General features: G+C 56.8%; 18 protein-coding genes. All 18 read right to left on the reverse strand.

From position 1 onward, the window contains the following. A partial coding sequence (locus ACP7A4_RS22260; RefSeq protein WP_426248355.1) for a lysis protein occupies positions 1–398 on the reverse strand: 398 nt, incomplete at its 3' end. Beyond that, entirely contained in the window at positions 395–928 is a 534-nt protein-coding gene (locus ACP7A4_RS22265; protein ID WP_426248357.1) for a glycoside hydrolase family 19 protein, read from the reverse strand. The genes ACP7A4_RS22265 and ACP7A4_RS22260, both read right to left, overlap by 4 nt. Positions 929–985: 57 nt before the next feature. Continuing rightward, on the reverse strand, positions 986–1,237 hold the full coding sequence (locus tag ACP7A4_RS22270; protein WP_048365732.1) for a hypothetical protein: 252 nt from the start codon (positions 1,235–1,237) through the stop codon (positions 986–988). Beyond that, positions 1,234–1,524, reverse strand: a complete 291-nt coding sequence (locus ACP7A4_RS22275; protein ID WP_203303760.1) for a hypothetical protein — start codon at positions 1,522–1,524, stop codon at positions 1,234–1,236. Before ACP7A4_RS22275 ends, ACP7A4_RS22270 begins: the two co-directional genes overlap by 4 nt. Next, a complete protein-coding gene (locus tag ACP7A4_RS22280; protein WP_426248360.1) occupies positions 1,524–2,294 on the reverse strand; it encodes a phage tail protein in 771 nt (256 codons plus the stop codon). Before ACP7A4_RS22280 ends, ACP7A4_RS22275 begins: the two co-directional genes overlap by 1 nt. A gap of 55 nt (positions 2,295–2,349) precedes the next feature. After that, positions 2,350–3,213: a hypothetical protein gene (locus ACP7A4_RS22285; RefSeq protein ID WP_426248361.1), complete on the reverse strand. Its 864-nt coding sequence runs from the start codon at positions 3,211–3,213 to the stop codon at positions 2,350–2,352. Then, positions 3,213–3,518: a hypothetical protein gene (locus ACP7A4_RS22290; RefSeq protein WP_426248363.1), complete on the reverse strand. Its 306-nt coding sequence runs from the start codon at positions 3,516–3,518 to the stop codon at positions 3,213–3,215. The genes ACP7A4_RS22285 and ACP7A4_RS22290 overlap by 1 nt, the downstream gene beginning before the upstream one ends. Further along, positions 3,515–7,414 carry a TipJ family phage tail tip protein gene (gene gpJ / locus ACP7A4_RS22295; protein WP_426248364.1) on the reverse strand — a complete coding sequence of 1,300 codons (3,900 nt, stop codon included), beginning with the start codon at positions 7,412–7,414 and terminating at the stop codon, positions 3,515–3,517. Before gpJ ends, ACP7A4_RS22290 begins: the two co-directional genes overlap by 4 nt. A gap of 56 nt (positions 7,415–7,470) precedes the next feature. Beyond that, positions 7,471–8,058 (reverse strand): tail assembly protein, encoded by a 588-nt coding sequence (locus ACP7A4_RS22300; RefSeq protein WP_426248365.1) that lies wholly within the window; start codon positions 8,056–8,058, stop codon positions 7,471–7,473. Beyond that, positions 8,055–8,837 (reverse strand): C40 family peptidase, encoded by a 783-nt coding sequence (locus ACP7A4_RS22305; protein ID WP_426248367.1) that lies wholly within the window; start codon positions 8,835–8,837, stop codon positions 8,055–8,057. Before ACP7A4_RS22305 ends, ACP7A4_RS22300 begins: the two co-directional genes overlap by 4 nt. 2 nt (positions 8,838–8,839) lie before the next feature. Beyond that, positions 8,840–9,541, reverse strand: a complete 702-nt coding sequence (locus ACP7A4_RS22310; protein WP_426248369.1) for a phage minor tail protein L — start codon at positions 9,539–9,541, stop codon at positions 8,840–8,842. A 54-nt stretch (positions 9,542–9,595) separates the two neighbouring features. After that, positions 9,596–9,940: a phage tail protein gene (locus ACP7A4_RS22315; RefSeq protein ID WP_426248371.1), complete on the reverse strand. Its 345-nt coding sequence runs from the start codon at positions 9,938–9,940 to the stop codon at positions 9,596–9,598. A 22-nt stretch (positions 9,941–9,962) separates the two neighbouring features. Next, positions 9,963–10,241: a hypothetical protein gene (locus ACP7A4_RS22320; RefSeq protein ID WP_426248373.1), complete on the reverse strand. Its 279-nt coding sequence runs from the start codon at positions 10,239–10,241 to the stop codon at positions 9,963–9,965. Continuing rightward, positions 10,241–13,666: a phage tail tape measure protein gene (locus tag ACP7A4_RS22325; RefSeq protein ID WP_426248375.1), complete on the reverse strand. Its 3,426-nt coding sequence runs from the start codon at positions 13,664–13,666 to the stop codon at positions 10,241–10,243. Before ACP7A4_RS22325 ends, ACP7A4_RS22320 begins: the two co-directional genes overlap by 1 nt. A 56-nt stretch (positions 13,667–13,722) precedes the next feature. Further along, positions 13,723–14,067, reverse strand: coding sequence for a hypothetical protein (locus ACP7A4_RS22330; protein WP_157395935.1), 345 nt, complete (start codon positions 14,065–14,067; stop codon positions 13,723–13,725). Between the two features lie 114 nt (positions 14,068–14,181). Further along, a complete protein-coding gene (locus ACP7A4_RS22335; RefSeq protein ID WP_048366402.1) occupies positions 14,182–14,442 on the reverse strand; it encodes a phage tail assembly protein T in 261 nt (86 codons plus the stop codon). A gap of 29 nt (positions 14,443–14,471) precedes the next feature. Beyond that, the gene (locus tag ACP7A4_RS22340) at positions 14,472–14,822 is read right to left on the reverse strand and encodes a phage tail assembly chaperone family protein, TAC (RefSeq protein WP_048366403.1); all 351 of its coding nucleotides are present in this window, start codon (positions 14,820–14,822) and stop codon (positions 14,472–14,474) included. A 9-nt stretch (positions 14,823–14,831) separates the two neighbouring features. Next, positions 14,832–15,125 (reverse strand): phage tail tube protein (locus ACP7A4_RS22345; protein ID WP_426248378.1); only part of this gene is annotated, 294 nt, incomplete at its 5' end.

Here is a 15,125-nt window from a genome sequence, read left to right on the forward strand (position 1 = left end):
GCGCCATAAACCACGCCGCCGGTGCTGGTGGTGGCTTGCATTCCGTCACAACCAGTTGCGGCGGCGTCGAGTTGGACTGACAGCCGCAGGTCAGCAGTAGCAAGGCGATCACGCAGACGGGCTTGATTGGTTTTTGCATCGGTGAGGGCTCGGTAATGGGATTGGTCGCTGGCTGCCAACCATTGCTCCAGGGCGAAGCGTTTGTTCTGCTCGGCAAGGATCAGCGCAGTGTTGGCGTTGGCCAGATTGGTGCGCTCGATTTGGTGAGCGGCATTTTGCTCGGCCAGTTGCTGCCCATACGCGTTGGCCTGCCACTTCCATGCGGCCCACGCGCTGCCAGCCATAAGTCCAAGCGTCAGCAGTAATGCCCCGCCCCACTTCACCGAATCAAGCTTCAAGACAACACCTTGAGGGCACGGGCGTACAGCGCCTGACGATCCGCCAGTCCATTCAGCCCGCCATTGATGCGCCGGGTGATGGTTTCAAACTTGCCCTCATCTGCAAGGGTGTTGAGGCCTCGGGTGGCCCAAAACCACACCGCCGACATGCACGCGTGCTGTGGCTTTTCCAGCAGCTCTGGCTGTGTGATCAGGTCGAGGCCCAGCGCTTCGCCGCAGGTTTTGTAGTTGCTGCGGCCAGTGATCTGGATCAGGCCACGTCCGCGAAACTTGGAGCCGTCACCTGGTTGGGTGTTGCCGAGGTCTGCGCGACCCTCGTAACCGGCTTGTGCTTTCGTTGGTCCCCATATTTCTTTCACGTATTTGAGTTGGCCAGACTCGTGGCCGATCTGGGCGATGAAGGCCGCGACACGCTGCGTGCCGACGATCTGGTACCGGTTCATGGCGGTGTTGAGGGCAGGTGCAAAAACGCCGGCAACTTGGCCGGCGTTGGGGAGGATTTGCAGCAGCTGCTGCGCGGTGATGGGCATGGCTTTCTCCAGGTAAAAAAATCCCGCACGCGGCGGGGTTCGGTGGTGCGTGCAGCTTTAGTCTTTGGCCGGAACGACCGCCTTGGGCAGCGGGAAGCGTTTCTTGATGTCGGCGACGGACGCCAGCCACGCGGTGTAGTCCGGCGCATTGCCTTGGCTCAGGCCGTCATAGTCAGCCTCCAGCCGTAGCGGGTCTGACTCGCTCAGGTAAGCCGCGCGGCGTGTGGCCAATATGCCGTCGAGTTCGGCGCGCTCCTTGTCAGCCTGGAGCTGTTCGGCGGTTTTGAGTTGGCTGAAGTCGATGTTCATTCAGGAAGCCCTATGTGGCCGTTACGTGGATTGACGATGTCTTCGGGGAAGTTGGCAGCGTCCGTAGAGTCCGGGCCGCACGGCAGCATCAGGCAGATGATCAAGTGACCGTTGCTACGGGTGATGTCGCCGATGATGTATTCGCAGTTGATAGCCGACTCAGGCAACACCGCGCCTTCGGGAATGGTGGTGAAGTCGAATGTTTCGCCGTTGATGCTCAGCGTGTCGTTGCGCTTGATCAGCGTGAGTGGTTCGGCGCCGAACTTCGGCGAGAGCTTGATAATCATTAGAACCACCGGCCTATGGCTGTCAGTGTGATGAAGTAGTTTTGCGCAGCGCTGAAGTTGCCGGTGATGGCGGCAGCCGTGACGCTTGAAGGCGCGGCCTGAAGCTTGTTGATGGTGAAGGTGTTGGTCGACGCTGGCCCGCGCAGCGCCACCAGCACGGCCGGTGCTACGGCAAACACGCACGGAAATTGCCAGTTGGCTGCGATGTCGGTATTAGCCGCGGCCGACATGCTGAGTTGCAGGTAAGTGCAGATGGCCGTGCCATCCGCCATCAAGCAGAACTCGCCATTGGCGTTGCTGCCGCGCTGGAAGATCGCGCCCGTGGGCGCACCTCCCACTTGGGAGACGCCACCCAGTATGTCGGCCACGGCCGCGCTTTTAAGCCCAAGCCCCGAACGGGCTGCGGCTTGTGTTGTGGCTCCCGTACCGCCCTTAGCCACCGGCACGACGTTCTCGGTTGAGACGGCGCCCAAGTTGGCCACGGCTGTTCCCCACTGTGTGAGCAGCAGACGTATTTGATCGGCCAAGTCTTTGACGTGGGTTTGTGCGGGGGTGATGGCATACGGCGCGCCGTTTGCTGAGGCACCGTTATAGGCCGAACGAATAGATAAAACAGTGGCGCTCGGGATGTTGACGATTTCGTAAACGGCGCCGTCAGGGCCGACGAAAATATCGCCGACCAGTGCGTTGCCCGCAAAGGCGGTGCCCGCGCCAGTCACAGTCGTTGAGCCCTTTACGACCGATACGGTGCCGGTTCTGTACCAAGACATACTTTTCTCCAGACAAAAAAATACCCGCGACGTGGCGGGTTAGGTTCGACGCTGATCAGCTGAGGCTAAAGGGGAATGGAAGCCCCTCAGTTCGTATTACAAGTGCCGTTGGATATCTGTCCACAGGGATATTTCGAAAGTAAGGCACACTGGGATTGGCGGGAGTCGAAGTAGGCATGATTTCACCAAACGTTGTTTCAGATGCAATAGCAAACTGAAACGTTATTTTACCCATGCCTCCGAAGGCTCCCTCCGTAAGGGCCATTCTGTAAGAGAACCCGTCCTCAATATCAGCGCTACAAGATCGACTCCATGGTAAGAAAGCAGCGACTTCACCGGCACCCAAGATGGGGACATCGACTGAGCTTGTAACTTTCTCACCAACTTGCCTGTTATACCCACCTTGATAAGTGGTGTAGTAGAAGCCTCGAATATAGTAATTACTGTATTCATTACCTCTTGCAGGTGCCATGACAGCCTGAAAAACATTTAATGGCACTTGCCTCGAGTTGAAGGTTAGCGTTCTATCGTCCCTGTAAGTTCTCAGTGCAGGCCCCTCCCCTCCTTCTCTCATCAAATCAAAACAGTAGAACTTCGTGGCTACGCTTGCAGTCCCGCCATAAAAGAATGTTTTCACATCCCCTACCACCTGTGTCCCGGCCAAGCAACCACCACCAGTAATAAACACGATGGGCGATTTGGCGCCTACCACGCTGAAGCTGAATATTTGATCGCCATAATCGCGACCTGACCAATTACCACCCCAGCTTGGGTCCTTCAGGCAGGCCTTCGAAGTGCAGACATAGCGATTCCAGTTTCCCGCATAGGCAAGATGGCCGCTCTTTATTAGGCCATACGAAATTTTATCGGTATCAAACAGCAGGCTTCCATCTTCTTTTTTTACGATTAATTTAGCCATTAGTAATACCCATAATAGATTTCGCAGTTTGCCGAATAGAACCCCCAACCATTCCCATCGTATGAGTACTGCCAGCTTAACGTTGACCCACTCAACATGACACCTGGCAGCTTGCCTTTTGATCGATTCATATCCACAAGTGGCGCAACAATAAAGTAAGCAGTTTTACCCGGTGGAGGTAACGGAACTTGAATGGCACCATTACCCCCATTTGTAACAACACTGCCTACGTTTTGACTAATGCTACTGGTCATATCCAGAATGACCTGACCGCCCTTGTTGCGAGCAACTAAACCGACACTCATACCCCTAACCCCAAATCGATGGCCGTCACGCCATTCCCGTGGAAGAACTTAAGCCCGGTGTTGGCCCACTCTGAACTGCCATCGGCTGCTGAGCCGCGCAAGATCAGCTTGCCTGCCGGGATGTTGATTTCCAGCAGCGGCAAACCCTGTTCATTCACGGCACTGGATCGCAACGTCATCCCCAGCACCAGGTTCTGAATAAACGCCGTATCGATCATGGCGTAGTTGATGAACACCTGACCGCCCTGCACCACGAACGGCGTTCTAAGCTGCCCGGTCACTTCGTCAATGATCGCAAAGCGTTGCGCGAAGGCCAGAATCTCCGAGGTGTCGCCGTCTGATCCCAGCGCGAGCCCCGCCATGACTTTGCGCCCGCCCACAATGGTTTCGGCCTTGATTGTGGTTTGGGCCGACACGCGCCCATTCACATCGACCACGGCCTTACTGACCTGCTCCACCGAGGCGGAGGTTTGGTTGAGGTTGACTTGCAGCTGCTCGGTTTTCATTGCCAAGGCTTCTTCAGCCGTGGCGCGCACCCTCTTTTCCAGCGCGAAATTGGCCGTTGAGTTCCACGCCTCCAAAGCACTGGCCAGTTCACCTTCGCCCGAGTCACTGCGCGCCTCTGCCCGCAACGATTCCAGGCTGCTGGCCGTGGCCACAATCTCACCATCGATGCGCGCCACTTCACCGCTGAGGGTTTCCAGCGCCTGGGTGTTGCCTGACACGCCCTCGCCCACGTCGACCAGTTCGCCTTTCAATTCCGTGATGCGTTTGGCGGCGACTGAATCGTTGGTGGCCACCACCTTTTCAAGGCTCGACAACCCGGCCTTGTTCTGGCCGACCTGTGCGCCGAACGTAGTCACCCGCTCGGAAATGGCCTCGTCTTCAGTGGCCCGCACACGCTTTTCAACGGCCAACTCCGCCGTGGATTGCCAGCTCTTGAAAGCGTCGGCCAACTCGCCCTCGCCCGTGTCGGCGCGCGCCGCTGCCCGCAAGGCTTCCAGCGATGACGCTGATGCCGTGACCTTGCCGTCGATGTCCTCGATGTGAGTGGTGTTCTGGTTGACCTGAAAGGCCAGGCCATTGGCGGTTTCGAGGATCTCGCCGATGTCCTTCCAGTAGGCCGGGTTGGGCGGCGGTGTATCGAGCGGCACGTCCTGAAGCGCTTGATAGATATGCCGTCCTTCGCGGGCGTTTTCGCCGCTGGCATAGGTCTGTTTCGGGTCGTAGATAAAGGTGTCGACCAGGCCTTCGACCTTGTCACCCAATTCCTTGACCTGCCCTGCCAGCTCCTTGACCGAACCCGGCCCGTCACCGGTGATGAGCTCAATGTCCTTTCTCAACTCCGGGTAAAGCGCACCCGTGCCGATTTGCCCCGCGAAGTACTTCTCGTATTCCGTCTGCTCAGAGCTTGGCTGGCCGTTGATCCCGAACTTCTCCGGGAACCACGGCCCGACATTGCCGGTGCGATCCACCAGCCGCGCCCAGAAAAACACGCTGGTACCGGGCACAATGTTTTGCAGCTCATGCCGGGCCTGCGGGTAAGCGTAATCGCCGAGCTTGGTCGCAGACTCCCGATCATTGGCCGTGTTCTGCCAAATCTCGGTGCGCTGGGTGTCTTCTGCACCCGGTGGAAAGCCCCAGTTCAAGCGAATGCCGTAGACCAGGCTTTCAGTGGTCAGGTGCGTCACAGCCGGTGGTAGCCCGACTTTACCTTCCAGATTGGTCATCATGGACGTGGTGGGCAGCGAGGCTACTTGCATCGCGTTCACGGCCCTGACGCGGGCCATGTACTGACCGGCGTAGATTCCGCGTACATCGACGGCCAGTTCGCCGGTACGCGGGATCTTGACCCATTCCCGTGCACCCCAGCGCCATTCGACGTCATAGGCCACGGCGCCCGGAGCAGAGTCCCAGGCGATGGTCATGATGGTAGTAGCCAAGCCTTGCTCGATCACCACATGCTGACTGAGCAGCACCCGCGCAGGCGCATCTTGGGTGCCGGCCGGCAGTCCGCTGATGGGGCGATCATCGAGCACAGTGCCGTAATCGATCGCGTCAAATTTGCTCGGTTCGTGCTGGATCACTTCCAGCTGGAACTGGTGCCATTCCGGGCGCGTGACGTTGCGCACGTAGAATTGCATCAGTTTGAGGTCATCGTAATCGAGCGCCCAGGCGAGTTCTGGCTCGGGCTGCTCGCTGTAATCGGCCATCACGGTGATCTGTCGTCCTTTAACGGACTTGATCACCCTGCCCTGGGCTTTGCCGCTGGGCAAGTTACAGTGCAGGCGCGCCCCCGGAGGGACCTCGATGTCGCGGTCCAGGGTGATGACCCGGCCCGCGACAGCACTGATACGTCCACCGTTGGCGCGACCGGCCAACATCGGGTCGGCCAGCGAGATGACTTGTCCCGGCTTGGGGATCTGACCATCAAGCCCGACGCGAAACGTGGCGCCGCGCATTTGTTGCTGCTCGGTGAGCAACGCCCAACTGCCCGCGCGCTGCGCCTGGCCCTGTGAGGTACAACCGAAGGCCTCCAGCGACATTTCTCGCACGGTGCCGGTCTCGGCCATGGCGTCTTCATCGAACACCGGTTCCTTCTCTGTCGCAAACCCTTGGTCCGGGTTGTCCCACGACACGATTGAAAGGTTGTGTCGGTCGCGCCAACGGGTACCGCTGTAGTTGATGGCGCCGTCGTTAAGGATCATCGACGGGTTGTAGTTAAACACCGGGTCCATGGGCATATCGGCATTGACGGTGATCTGGTTGCCATCCCAAAAAGCCAACCCATGGAAGATCGAGGCCAGGTCTTGAAGCACGGCGTAAGCCTCGGCCTGTTTTTGCAGGTACAGGTTGCAGGTAAAGCGCGGTTCGGTACCGCCGCGACCGTCCGGCACCATTTGGTCGCAATACTGGCTGATGCGGTACAGCGCCCAGCGATCAATCATGGTGGCATCGATGCGCTCGCCCAAGCCGTAATAAGGGTTGAGCACCAGGTCGTAAAACACCCACGCCGGGTTGTTGGTGTAGGCCTCTTTGAACGTGCCGTCCCACACCCCGTTGCTGGTACCGGTACCGCCCGTGGCGTAGGTGCGGGTGTGCGGGTCGTAGTTCGCCGGTACCCGCACGATACGGCCACGCATCAGCACGGCGATTTTCGCGATGCTGCCGCCGAACTGCTGCGCGTCGTACTCGATGCTGCTGACGGCGGTGAGCGGGTATTCCTGATCGCTGTCGACGATCTGGGTGATGGCTTCCAGCAGCATGCCGTCTTGCACCGTCGAGCTGTTGGCCTCGGGTGTCAGGCGGCGCACGCGCACGGTCCAGCGGTTACCAGCTGGCAGTTCGATGCGGTGCGAACGCTCGTATTTGGTGACGTTTTTGCGATCAACGAACGCGCTCAAGAGCGTGGCGTAAGGGCCGCCGTCGGTGGAGACCTCAACGCTGTAATCGATGCGCACCGTGTTGATGTTGCCGCTGGCATCCTGGCTTTGCAGTTGTGGCCAGCCAAAACGCACGCGTATTGCATCGACCACCGTGTTGCTGATGCTGTGCAAGTACGGCGCCGTACTCAGCAGCTCGCGGCCCACGCTGATTTCGTTGTTGGATTCGGTGATGCCATCAAGGCGCGCCTGATTCAGCTCGCCGTTACGAAACTGCCATTTTACGCCCGGAAAGTTTTCGGTACCGTCCTCGGCCACCAATGGTGTGCCATCGAGTTTGACCGATTTCAACCCATTTACCGGCCCGACGATGGGCCCCCAGCTCCACAGGTACACCATGCGGGCCGTGGCCAGCGAAGGAACGCCATTGGCTGCGATGTTCGGTTGCTTGGGTTTGGACTCGCCGCCCTTACTGCCGACAATCGGCGCGCGCTTGCGTGCAACTGCGGTCATTGGTTACTCCAAAAATGACAAAACCCGCCGAAGCGGGTTGGGGTGTAAGTGACGGGTTAGATCCGATCTTGAGTGTGAATGCCGCCAGATTCGACGGCACCGCCGATTTCCCGCTCGCCGTAAAGCAGCGGCCACGGGTTGCCCTGGGCAATGGTGGTGACCGCGCTGCCGAACCCGTAGCTCGGGTTGTTGCCGTCTTCGTTACCATTGTTCATGCCGGTTTTCGGCGTGGGCGAGAGCATTTGCACCACTCCGCCCAGCCCCACGGCGACCCCGCCTGCGATCAACGCCATGCCCATGGGCACGGTGGTGCCGCCCGAGACAAATCCGGCCACGATCAGTACCGCGCCGAGGATCACCTGAAAGATGCCTGACTGTTTGCTGCCCTGAATGATCGGCGCAATGCGAATGGTGCTGTCATCGACGCCACGCAGGTCCAGCTCGGCTTCGCCGATATTTTTGCGGCCGGTGAACACCGCAAACACCAAGCCGCGTTGCTCGGCGTTGCGCAGAAACTTTTCGAAGCCCGGCTTGAGGTTGCACAGGGCGCTGATGGCGTCGCGCACATGGTGCACATCCAGTCGGTATTCCTTGCCGAACTGGCGGCGCAATACGCCGTAGAGGCGGATGGTGCGCATAGTCATGGTCGGTAGTCCTTGTGTCGCAGAATCAGGCGCACGCGATTGGCCTGTGACCAGCCGAACACTTCACGGCTGGCCAGGCGACCGGGCATGTGGTGGTAAATGAATGGGCCAGCACCGCCGAGCGTGGGGGCGGGTTCGCTGGTGAAAGCCGGTTCATCTCCCAGGTAGATCGCCGCATGGTTGGGGTGAAAGCAAGGACGGCCCAGCGTCGGCACTTGAAGCACCAAGAGGTCACCGCGCTGCGGTCTGTCGACACGCTCAAAGCCCACGGCCATGAAGTTGTCTTCGTAGTGGCTTGGGCCGTGTTCGTCCTCCCACCACAGGTCGTGGCGTTCGAAGTTAGGCAGTTGCAACCCGGCTTCGCGGGCATACCAATCGCGGCATGCGCCCCAGCAATCCAGCAGGCCGTGGGAGAAGTCGCGGCCCAGCAGGGGCGCCTCAAAGCCCGAGGGTTTAAACCATTCCATCTCACCGCCCGGCCAGCCCACGATGCCCCACGGCAAGGCGTGCAGCTCGCAACTGACCCGGTCGGCCATGCTCGGCGTGGGCGCCTTGTCAGGGTGGCTGTGGATGATGGCCAGCAGCTCACCGCGATCTTCAGCGGCGACCAGGTCATGTGGGTCGATTTGAAAGTGCTCCCGTGGGGTGCGGGCCTGATTCGCGCAAGGCAGGTACTCACGCCCCGCAGCGGTTTTGATCAACAGCCCGCAGGCCTCGGCAGGATACTCACGCTCGGCGTGAGCGCAGATGTCGCCCTGCAAGTGTTTACTGATGCGCATGACTACCTCGAACTGGCGATCAGGCTGGCACCCATCGAGCCGCCGAAGCGCCGGGTGTTGCCACGAAGTTTGCAACTGCCCCACCGGCCGCTACAGCGATCAAGCGCAGGGTTGTCGGTGGGTTCGTCTTTTTTGTTGAACATGCCAGCGCCGGTGTAGCCGCACGCTTCACCGCGGTACTGCCCGCGACAGGCCCAGCGGCACAGTTTGGTGATCTGCTGTGAGGGCAGCATCTGCCCTTCCATGTCGATCGGACTCGACAGGCTGAAGGTCACCTGGTCACGGCTTTCATCGGTCTTTTGCTCGATGTGCCACAGGTTGATCTTGGCCTGGTCACTGGCGTGCGGGTTGCCGTCGGGAAAGTTGGCCGCGTCCAGAAAGTGGCGGAACGTTTCGATCACACGTACCCGAGCACCGGCCAAGTCCTTGAGTTGCAGGCAGATGGCCGATATTGCGCCGCGCACACCATTCAGTTCGTTGGCCACCTGCAACGTGGGCGATGCCGGACGCCCATCGCCACGCAGATCAAAACCTTTGGCCGTGATCTGGATCGGCGAGTAAAGCTGGCCCTGCCAGATGATGTCGGCCTCCTGCGCATGCCCGTGAAAGCGCCACAGGTTGCCGCCCAAGCGTGTTGCGTCCAGCTCAAACAGCCGGATCTGATTACCCGGTTCAAGCTTTTGAATGTCGGCGGTGTAATTCATGGAACCCCAGAAACGAAAAATCCCGCACGGGGCGGGATTGGATAAAGGAAGACATCAGGGTTTGTAGGTCTGCTTGAAGGTAGCGCTGAGACTGAACAGCCCGGCCCCCATGGCATTGAGCTTGTAGCCTTTGGCCCGGTATTGCCCGGGCAGACCGCCGGGCGGCGTCCAGGTAAAAGACTTGTAACCCTCATGCCGGTCAAGAAAGTCTCTAACCGCGCGCAACTCAGAGCCTTCCGTTAAGTAGCCGGTTTTGCTCACGTCCCAGTTGCCGGAACGGGTGTTGATGCCCGTACCACCTGCTTGGGTATAGCCGTCGCCAAAATCGTTTTCCCAGGTGCGCTGGTCGATATCGCCCGTGGCGCCAATGCGCATGTCGAAGCTGAATGTCTCTGTCATCGTCCAACCCAACCTAATCGCGCTATATGGACTTAATAGAACCACTCACAACCTGCTTCGCGGCACGTTCTGCGATATAAACTGCCTTTTTTTCCCAGCCTTTCACGTACAGCAAATAGTGGCTGTCGATTGGTTCGCCATAAGCGGCGGCGGCCACTACTCTACCGAGTAATTGGGTGCAATCTTTAGCAGCCTTCCTATCACCCGCGACGCCTGTAAGCGGTTCTTTTTTTCGAAAAAACATATAAACAGCATTTGCGAGTTCGCCACACAGTTCCTGCCGGTCTTCTTCGCTAAACATTATCTTCTCCAAAGTCTGCCGCCCTGCGCCATTTCTCGATCTAGAAATTGTCCAAAACTCTGCTCAATCGCTTTGCTTATGTTGTCGCCTTGTCGCTGTGCGTCCTGATCACTGATACCCGGCTGAGCCTGAACAGTGACCGGTGCATTGATCACAATGGGCGTGGAACCCGCCCCGCCATTACCGGCACGCTCGTTATTCAAGAATTCGGTAAAGTCTCGGTTCTGGTTGGGGTTGAGCACCCGCTCGCCTCCGTCCAGCAACCAGGTACCTTCGCGGGGGATGTTGTCCATGCCGTTGTGGGCCATACCGGTCAATGCAGCACTGGCGACACCAGCAACCATTGGCGCGGTCGCTGTCGCGGCAGCGAGCGCTGCGGCAGGCGCCATGGCTGGACCTACCACCGGAATAGCGGCAGTACTGGCAAATGCAGCCAGACTGGCCTGAAACGCGGTGGCCTGTGCGTTGGCCACCATTCCGAGCCCTGCGCTGGCCTGCGTGGTTTTGCCTACCACCAATTGAACCGCCTGATACACCAGCCATTGCGCGGCCATGTCCGTCAGTGCCTGCAAAGTGGATTTAGCGAAGTTGGCGACCAGATCACCCAGGGCATCGTCTGCTGACTTGGCGCCGCTCATGACATCGGAGAGAAAGTTGCTCAGGCCGCCCTTGGCGTTGTCCAGAATGGATGAGGTAGCATCCGCCGCCATCGCCGAGTAGTTCTGCGCTGCATCGACGTAGTCTTCCCACGCCGAGGTTACGCCGTCCATCCAGTTGGACTGGGCGTCATCCACCTGGTTGTAATAGTCCTGCTGCATGACAAGGCGGGTGGCCAGGGCATCATCGAGGATTGCGGTCTCTTTCTTGTAGATATCCTCACTGATATCGTCGTTATTGCGTTGAAAGGTCAAATCGCGCTTTTGCTTATTAAAATCTTGCTCTAAAGCGAGCATTTCCTTAAGGCGAGCCTTGTACTTATCTCCTCGGCCTGATCCCTCAAGCTCTTGCTTAAAACCATCTTGTACCGTTTGGTTGCTTTCACGAACACTCGACTGAAACGCGGCGATTTTCTTAGCGTCCAAATTAGCTTTTTGCAGTTGTTTTAGTACATCAAGCTCAGCTGCCTTGCCTTCGAGTAGCTTCTTCTGCTTTTCACTCAGCGCCGCATACTTGCCATTGGACACCTCGAACGCTAGTTTTTCTACTTCCGTCGCATTTTTCTGTGCGTCAGTTGATGTGTTAATTAACTCGATTTGCCGCCGATAATTTTCTTGCGCATCGTCAAATGTTTTTTGATTGCTTTTAACTTCGGATGCATAAGATTTCAAACTACTGGTGGCAGCTTTGTTGGCTTCAGTTTGGGCTTTTCGTGCATAAGCGTTAGAGAGAATAGCAACCCGATCCGCTTCTGAAAAATCTGTATGCTCTGCCAAGTATCGAATAGTTTCTTTTACGGCATCATTATTATCTTGGAGCTTTGCAAGTTGAGCCTGCATCGTAGCCAGATATTTTTGGCCCGCGGAGGTCATACCGTCTTTAGACTGGCTGTTAAGCTGCGTTTCGATTGTATTATTGGAAAGAGCACCGCTAAGCATGTTCAGGCGATCAGTGGTTTGATCAAGAACCTGCTGGGCATCACTCACTTTTCCTGCTAGCTCAACCCAATCCTTTGCTGCTCCTGGTTTCACCCCCGATCTGCTCGCGAGACCGTCCAAAATCGGTGTCAGAGACTCCCCACGAATGCGAGCATCCGTGAGCTGTGTTGACAACACTTCGAATTCTTTCAGTTGTGTTAAATGATCAGGCGATTTTACGTTGGACAGGCTGACCATTGACGACTTAATTGAGGTCTCAAGGTCATCATATGCCTCCTTAACTGCCATTGTTGCGCCGAGCTGCTTGTCTTGCCAGTCGCTTACCTTTGCGCGCCGCTGATCTTCGTTCAGCTTAATGAAACTCTGACGCAACTGGTCAACTGTGCCGTCTAAATCACTCAAGTCACCCATAAGCTTCTGGGATTTACTACCCCAGTCTACAAATGAAAGTGCAGCCGCCCCCGCAATAAACAGCAGGCCTGCCGGGCCACCGACAAGGGCAAGTAGACCAGACGCTGCCACTCTTAAGCTGGTAGCTGCTCGGGTAGCAAACCCCATAGCAACACCACTTGCTGTTGTTGAGGCGGTCACCGCAGTGTTCGCGGCAACTTCCAGACCCCTTGCTTGCGAAAGTTTGACGCTCATGGCCAGAGCTTTGGTTTTTGCTGCATCCAAAGCCTTTTCCGCAATCGCTACATCCTTCACAGACACCGCCAAAGAAACGTTCATCCGGGCAAGCTGAAGAGCATTTTTAGCGGAAACCTGATCCACCTCAGCTTTGCGCACTGCGGCGACGGCTGCCTCATGGTTGACGACCGTTAATCGCCCTACCGCTACCGAATTTGCAACTGCGGCGCTTGCGCTGGCAGCGTACCCCCCCGCGATACGCCCGAGTGCCACGTATAAAACAGTTGTCAGCGTTTGAGAGAGTGCTTCTGAGTTATTTTTAATTAGCGCCAAAGAGGCCGGCAGGCTGTCATCAATGATTTTTGAGACACCCACAAACTTATCAGCCAGCGCGTTACTTGCACCTGTGGCCTGGTCCAGCTCGCCAACAAAGTGGGTCAATGAGTTGCCGATTTTCGTAAAACTATTGCCAACCGTGGTTGCCGTCTTCGCAAAAAGCTCTTCCACAGCACCTGCCTGACTTTGCAGTGCCTTTACAACGGCATCAGCGGTCAATTTCCCAGCTTCCCCCAACCCCTTGAGGTCGCCAACCGTCTTGCCCATGCCCGCAGCGATAGCTTGAGCAAGTGCAGGTGCTTGTAGCAGCACAGAGTTTAGTTCTGCGCCCCGCAACGTACCCGCCGCAAACGCTTGACCTAACTGGACAAGCGCGGCATCCGCTGAAGCAGCTGATGAGCCCGAGATGGCCAGCGTCTTACTGATGGTGCCGACGATTCCGGCAACACCTTCTCCAGAGAGCTTGAGGACGTCCTGATTGGTAGCGATACGCTGGTAAAGCTCTGCTGTAGCAGCAAGTGGTTGGGCGGCGCTTTGAGCAACCTCAAAAACGGCCTTTTGTGCTGCGGCCAATTCAGCAGACCCGCTTGTCACCAACTTCAGACGGTTTGTAAGAGTCCCGTAGGACTCTGTCATGTCATAAACACCCTTAACACTAAACGCCGCAGCCAGTGGCCCTGCAATACTCGCGGCCACGCTTGCCAGGGATCTGAAGCTGTTTTGAAGGGTGATAATTTCTTTCGATGACGCACCGGCTATTGCGCTTGTTCGAGTGATCGAGCGAGCCGCGCGATCCATGCCTTGCTCAAAGCCGCCGATGCGCGCAATGAGATCGAGCGTCAGCGTGCCAAGTGAGCGCGAGGCCATTAACTTTTCTCCAGATAATAAAAAGCCCGCAGAAGCGGGCTTTAATTACAAACGATTTAATTGACAGACATTGTGGCTATGCGCTTATTTATTTCAACTTCTTTCTTACTAACGCACTGCTTATAAAATTGCTCCGCATTTTGCAAGCTTGCCAGCGGATAATCATATATTGCATCCACTAAAATTTTTATATTCGGAGCGCTTTCAACCTGAAGCTTCTCTTGAATTATATTTTTCTCTACACCATTAACCCTTTGCTCAAAAATCTTCCCATAGAGTACAGACTCAACATGGCACACACTAGCCTCAGCAAATGATGCGTAAGATATAAGCTTCATGGAAATATGTGCTGGGGTTATTTCCGCACAAGTAACTCCAGAAACCAGTACCGTCAGCCCCATGAACAAATTAGTCCTTATCCGCATGACCTGCCTCTCCTTATAAAATCAGGCAATTTAGCATCATCGCAAATCAGAGGCCAAAGCAGAGGCAAGTAGTACTCCAAACCGACAGACTCAAACCCAAGCCTCGACCGCCTGCTCCAGGCTAATCACAGCAACCGCCTGCTGGCTGTAAATCATATAATCCTTGAGTTCAGCCTTCCCACCCGCCACACGACTGGTGAGATGTGTGAGCATGGCGAAATGCCGCTCAAGCCGCCGGTTTCGGTCAAGCGTCCCGTATTTCTCGCGGTAGGCAATCCAGCCCAGCACTTCATGATGGGTCAGCCGTTCCTTGGCTTCAGCAACAGAGTTGCCTCCGATATTGTTCAGCACCAGTTCATGCCAGAACTCGTCGGAGGCGCTTAGTTTTTTGCCTGTTCCTTCCCGGTGCCGTTGGCTTCATTTACTGCGTTGAGAATGGCAAAGCCAAGCGAGGCTTCCAGGCTGAACGCATCTTCGTAGCTCATCGTTTCGTCGGCCTCTGCGCCAAGTAGCACACAGGCCGAAATGTATTTGGCGTTGCGGCTTTGCTCTGCTTCGCCTGGCGCAAACAAACGCTCAATCACACCAAACGATTGTCGGCGCACATGCACGGTAAATTTGTCAGTGACTTCTTTTTTTGTTTTCGAGTCCACATGCTTCCATGTGACCTCTTTCTTCACCAGGGTGGCATCTACCACCCCGCCCTTGGCTTTCAGTTGCTTCAAATTCATGGGAATCCCTTACTTGGTTTTGCGAATCCAGGAGGACCCACCGGAGCGTTGAATGGAAACGGTCGAGGCGACCACGGCGTTGGCTGCGAAAGAGAACGGGAAGTCCGCGACATAGCCTTCAAAGATGAACCAGGTACGCGTAGTCGGTAATTCGAAATCGTCGCCTTCAGTGTTCAAGGTCGGCTCATCGGTGCCGTCCGACCAGCCAATGGCCCATTTGATGGTGGTGTCACCGTCAGCCTCGGACAGTTGATGCAGGCGCACATGGCTTGCGTTATTGGGATCGGCGTTCAAACCGAGCGA

Source organism: Pseudomonas sp. TWR3-1-1, assembly GCF_049896545.1.
GTDB lineage: Bacteria > Pseudomonadota > Gammaproteobacteria > Pseudomonadales > Pseudomonadaceae > Aquipseudomonas > Aquipseudomonas weihenstephanensis.

Bases quoted from the DNA above. Each gene is read 5' to 3' on its own strand.
- ACP7A4_RS22340 (WP_048366403.1), bottom strand. From the start codon at position 14,822: ATGAATTTGAAGCAACTGAAAGCCAAGGGCGGGGTGGTAGATGCCACC.
- ACP7A4_RS22265 (WP_426248357.1), bottom strand. From the start codon at position 928: ATGCCCATCACCGCGCAGCAGCTGCTGCAAATCCTCCCCAACGCCGGC.
- gpJ (WP_426248364.1), bottom strand. From the start codon at position 7,414: ATGACCGCAGTTGCACGCAAGCGCGCGCCGATTGTCGGCAGTAAGGGC.
- ACP7A4_RS22275 (WP_203303760.1), bottom strand. From the start codon at position 1,524: ATGATTATCAAGCTCTCGCCGAAGTTCGGCGCCGAACCACTCACGCTG.
- ACP7A4_RS22270 (WP_048365732.1), bottom strand. From the start codon at position 1,237: ATGAACATCGACTTCAGCCAACTCAAAACCGCCGAACAGCTCCAGGCT.
- ACP7A4_RS22305 (WP_426248367.1), bottom strand. From the start codon at position 8,837: ATGCGCATCAGTAAACACTTGCAGGGCGACATCTGCGCTCACGCCGAG.
- ACP7A4_RS22315 (WP_426248371.1), bottom strand. From the start codon at position 9,940: ATGACAGAGACATTCAGCTTCGACATGCGCATTGGCGCCACGGGCGAT.
- ACP7A4_RS22330 (WP_157395935.1), bottom strand. From the start codon at position 14,067: ATGGGGCTGACGGTACTGGTTTCTGGAGTTACTTGTGCGGAAATAACC.
- ACP7A4_RS22280 (WP_426248360.1), bottom strand. From the start codon at position 2,294: ATGTCTTGGTACAGAACCGGCACCGTATCGGTCGTAAAGGGCTCAACG.
- ACP7A4_RS22285 (WP_426248361.1), bottom strand. From the start codon at position 3,213: ATGGCTAAATTAATCGTAAAAAAAGAAGATGGAAGCCTGCTGTTTGAT.
- ACP7A4_RS22290 (WP_426248363.1), bottom strand. From the start codon at position 3,518: ATGAGTGTCGGTTTAGTTGCTCGCAACAAGGGCGGTCAGGTCATTCTG.
- ACP7A4_RS22310 (WP_426248369.1), bottom strand. From the start codon at position 9,541: ATGAATTACACCGCCGACATTCAAAAGCTTGAACCGGGTAATCAGATC.
- ACP7A4_RS22300 (WP_426248365.1), bottom strand. From the start codon at position 8,058: ATGACTATGCGCACCATCCGCCTCTACGGCGTATTGCGCCGCCAGTTC.
- ACP7A4_RS22320 (WP_426248373.1), bottom strand. From the start codon at position 10,241: ATGTTTAGCGAAGAAGACCGGCAGGAACTGTGTGGCGAACTCGCAAAT.
- ACP7A4_RS22325 (WP_426248375.1), bottom strand. From the start codon at position 13,666: ATGGCCTCGCGCTCACTTGGCACGCTGACGCTCGATCTCATTGCGCGC.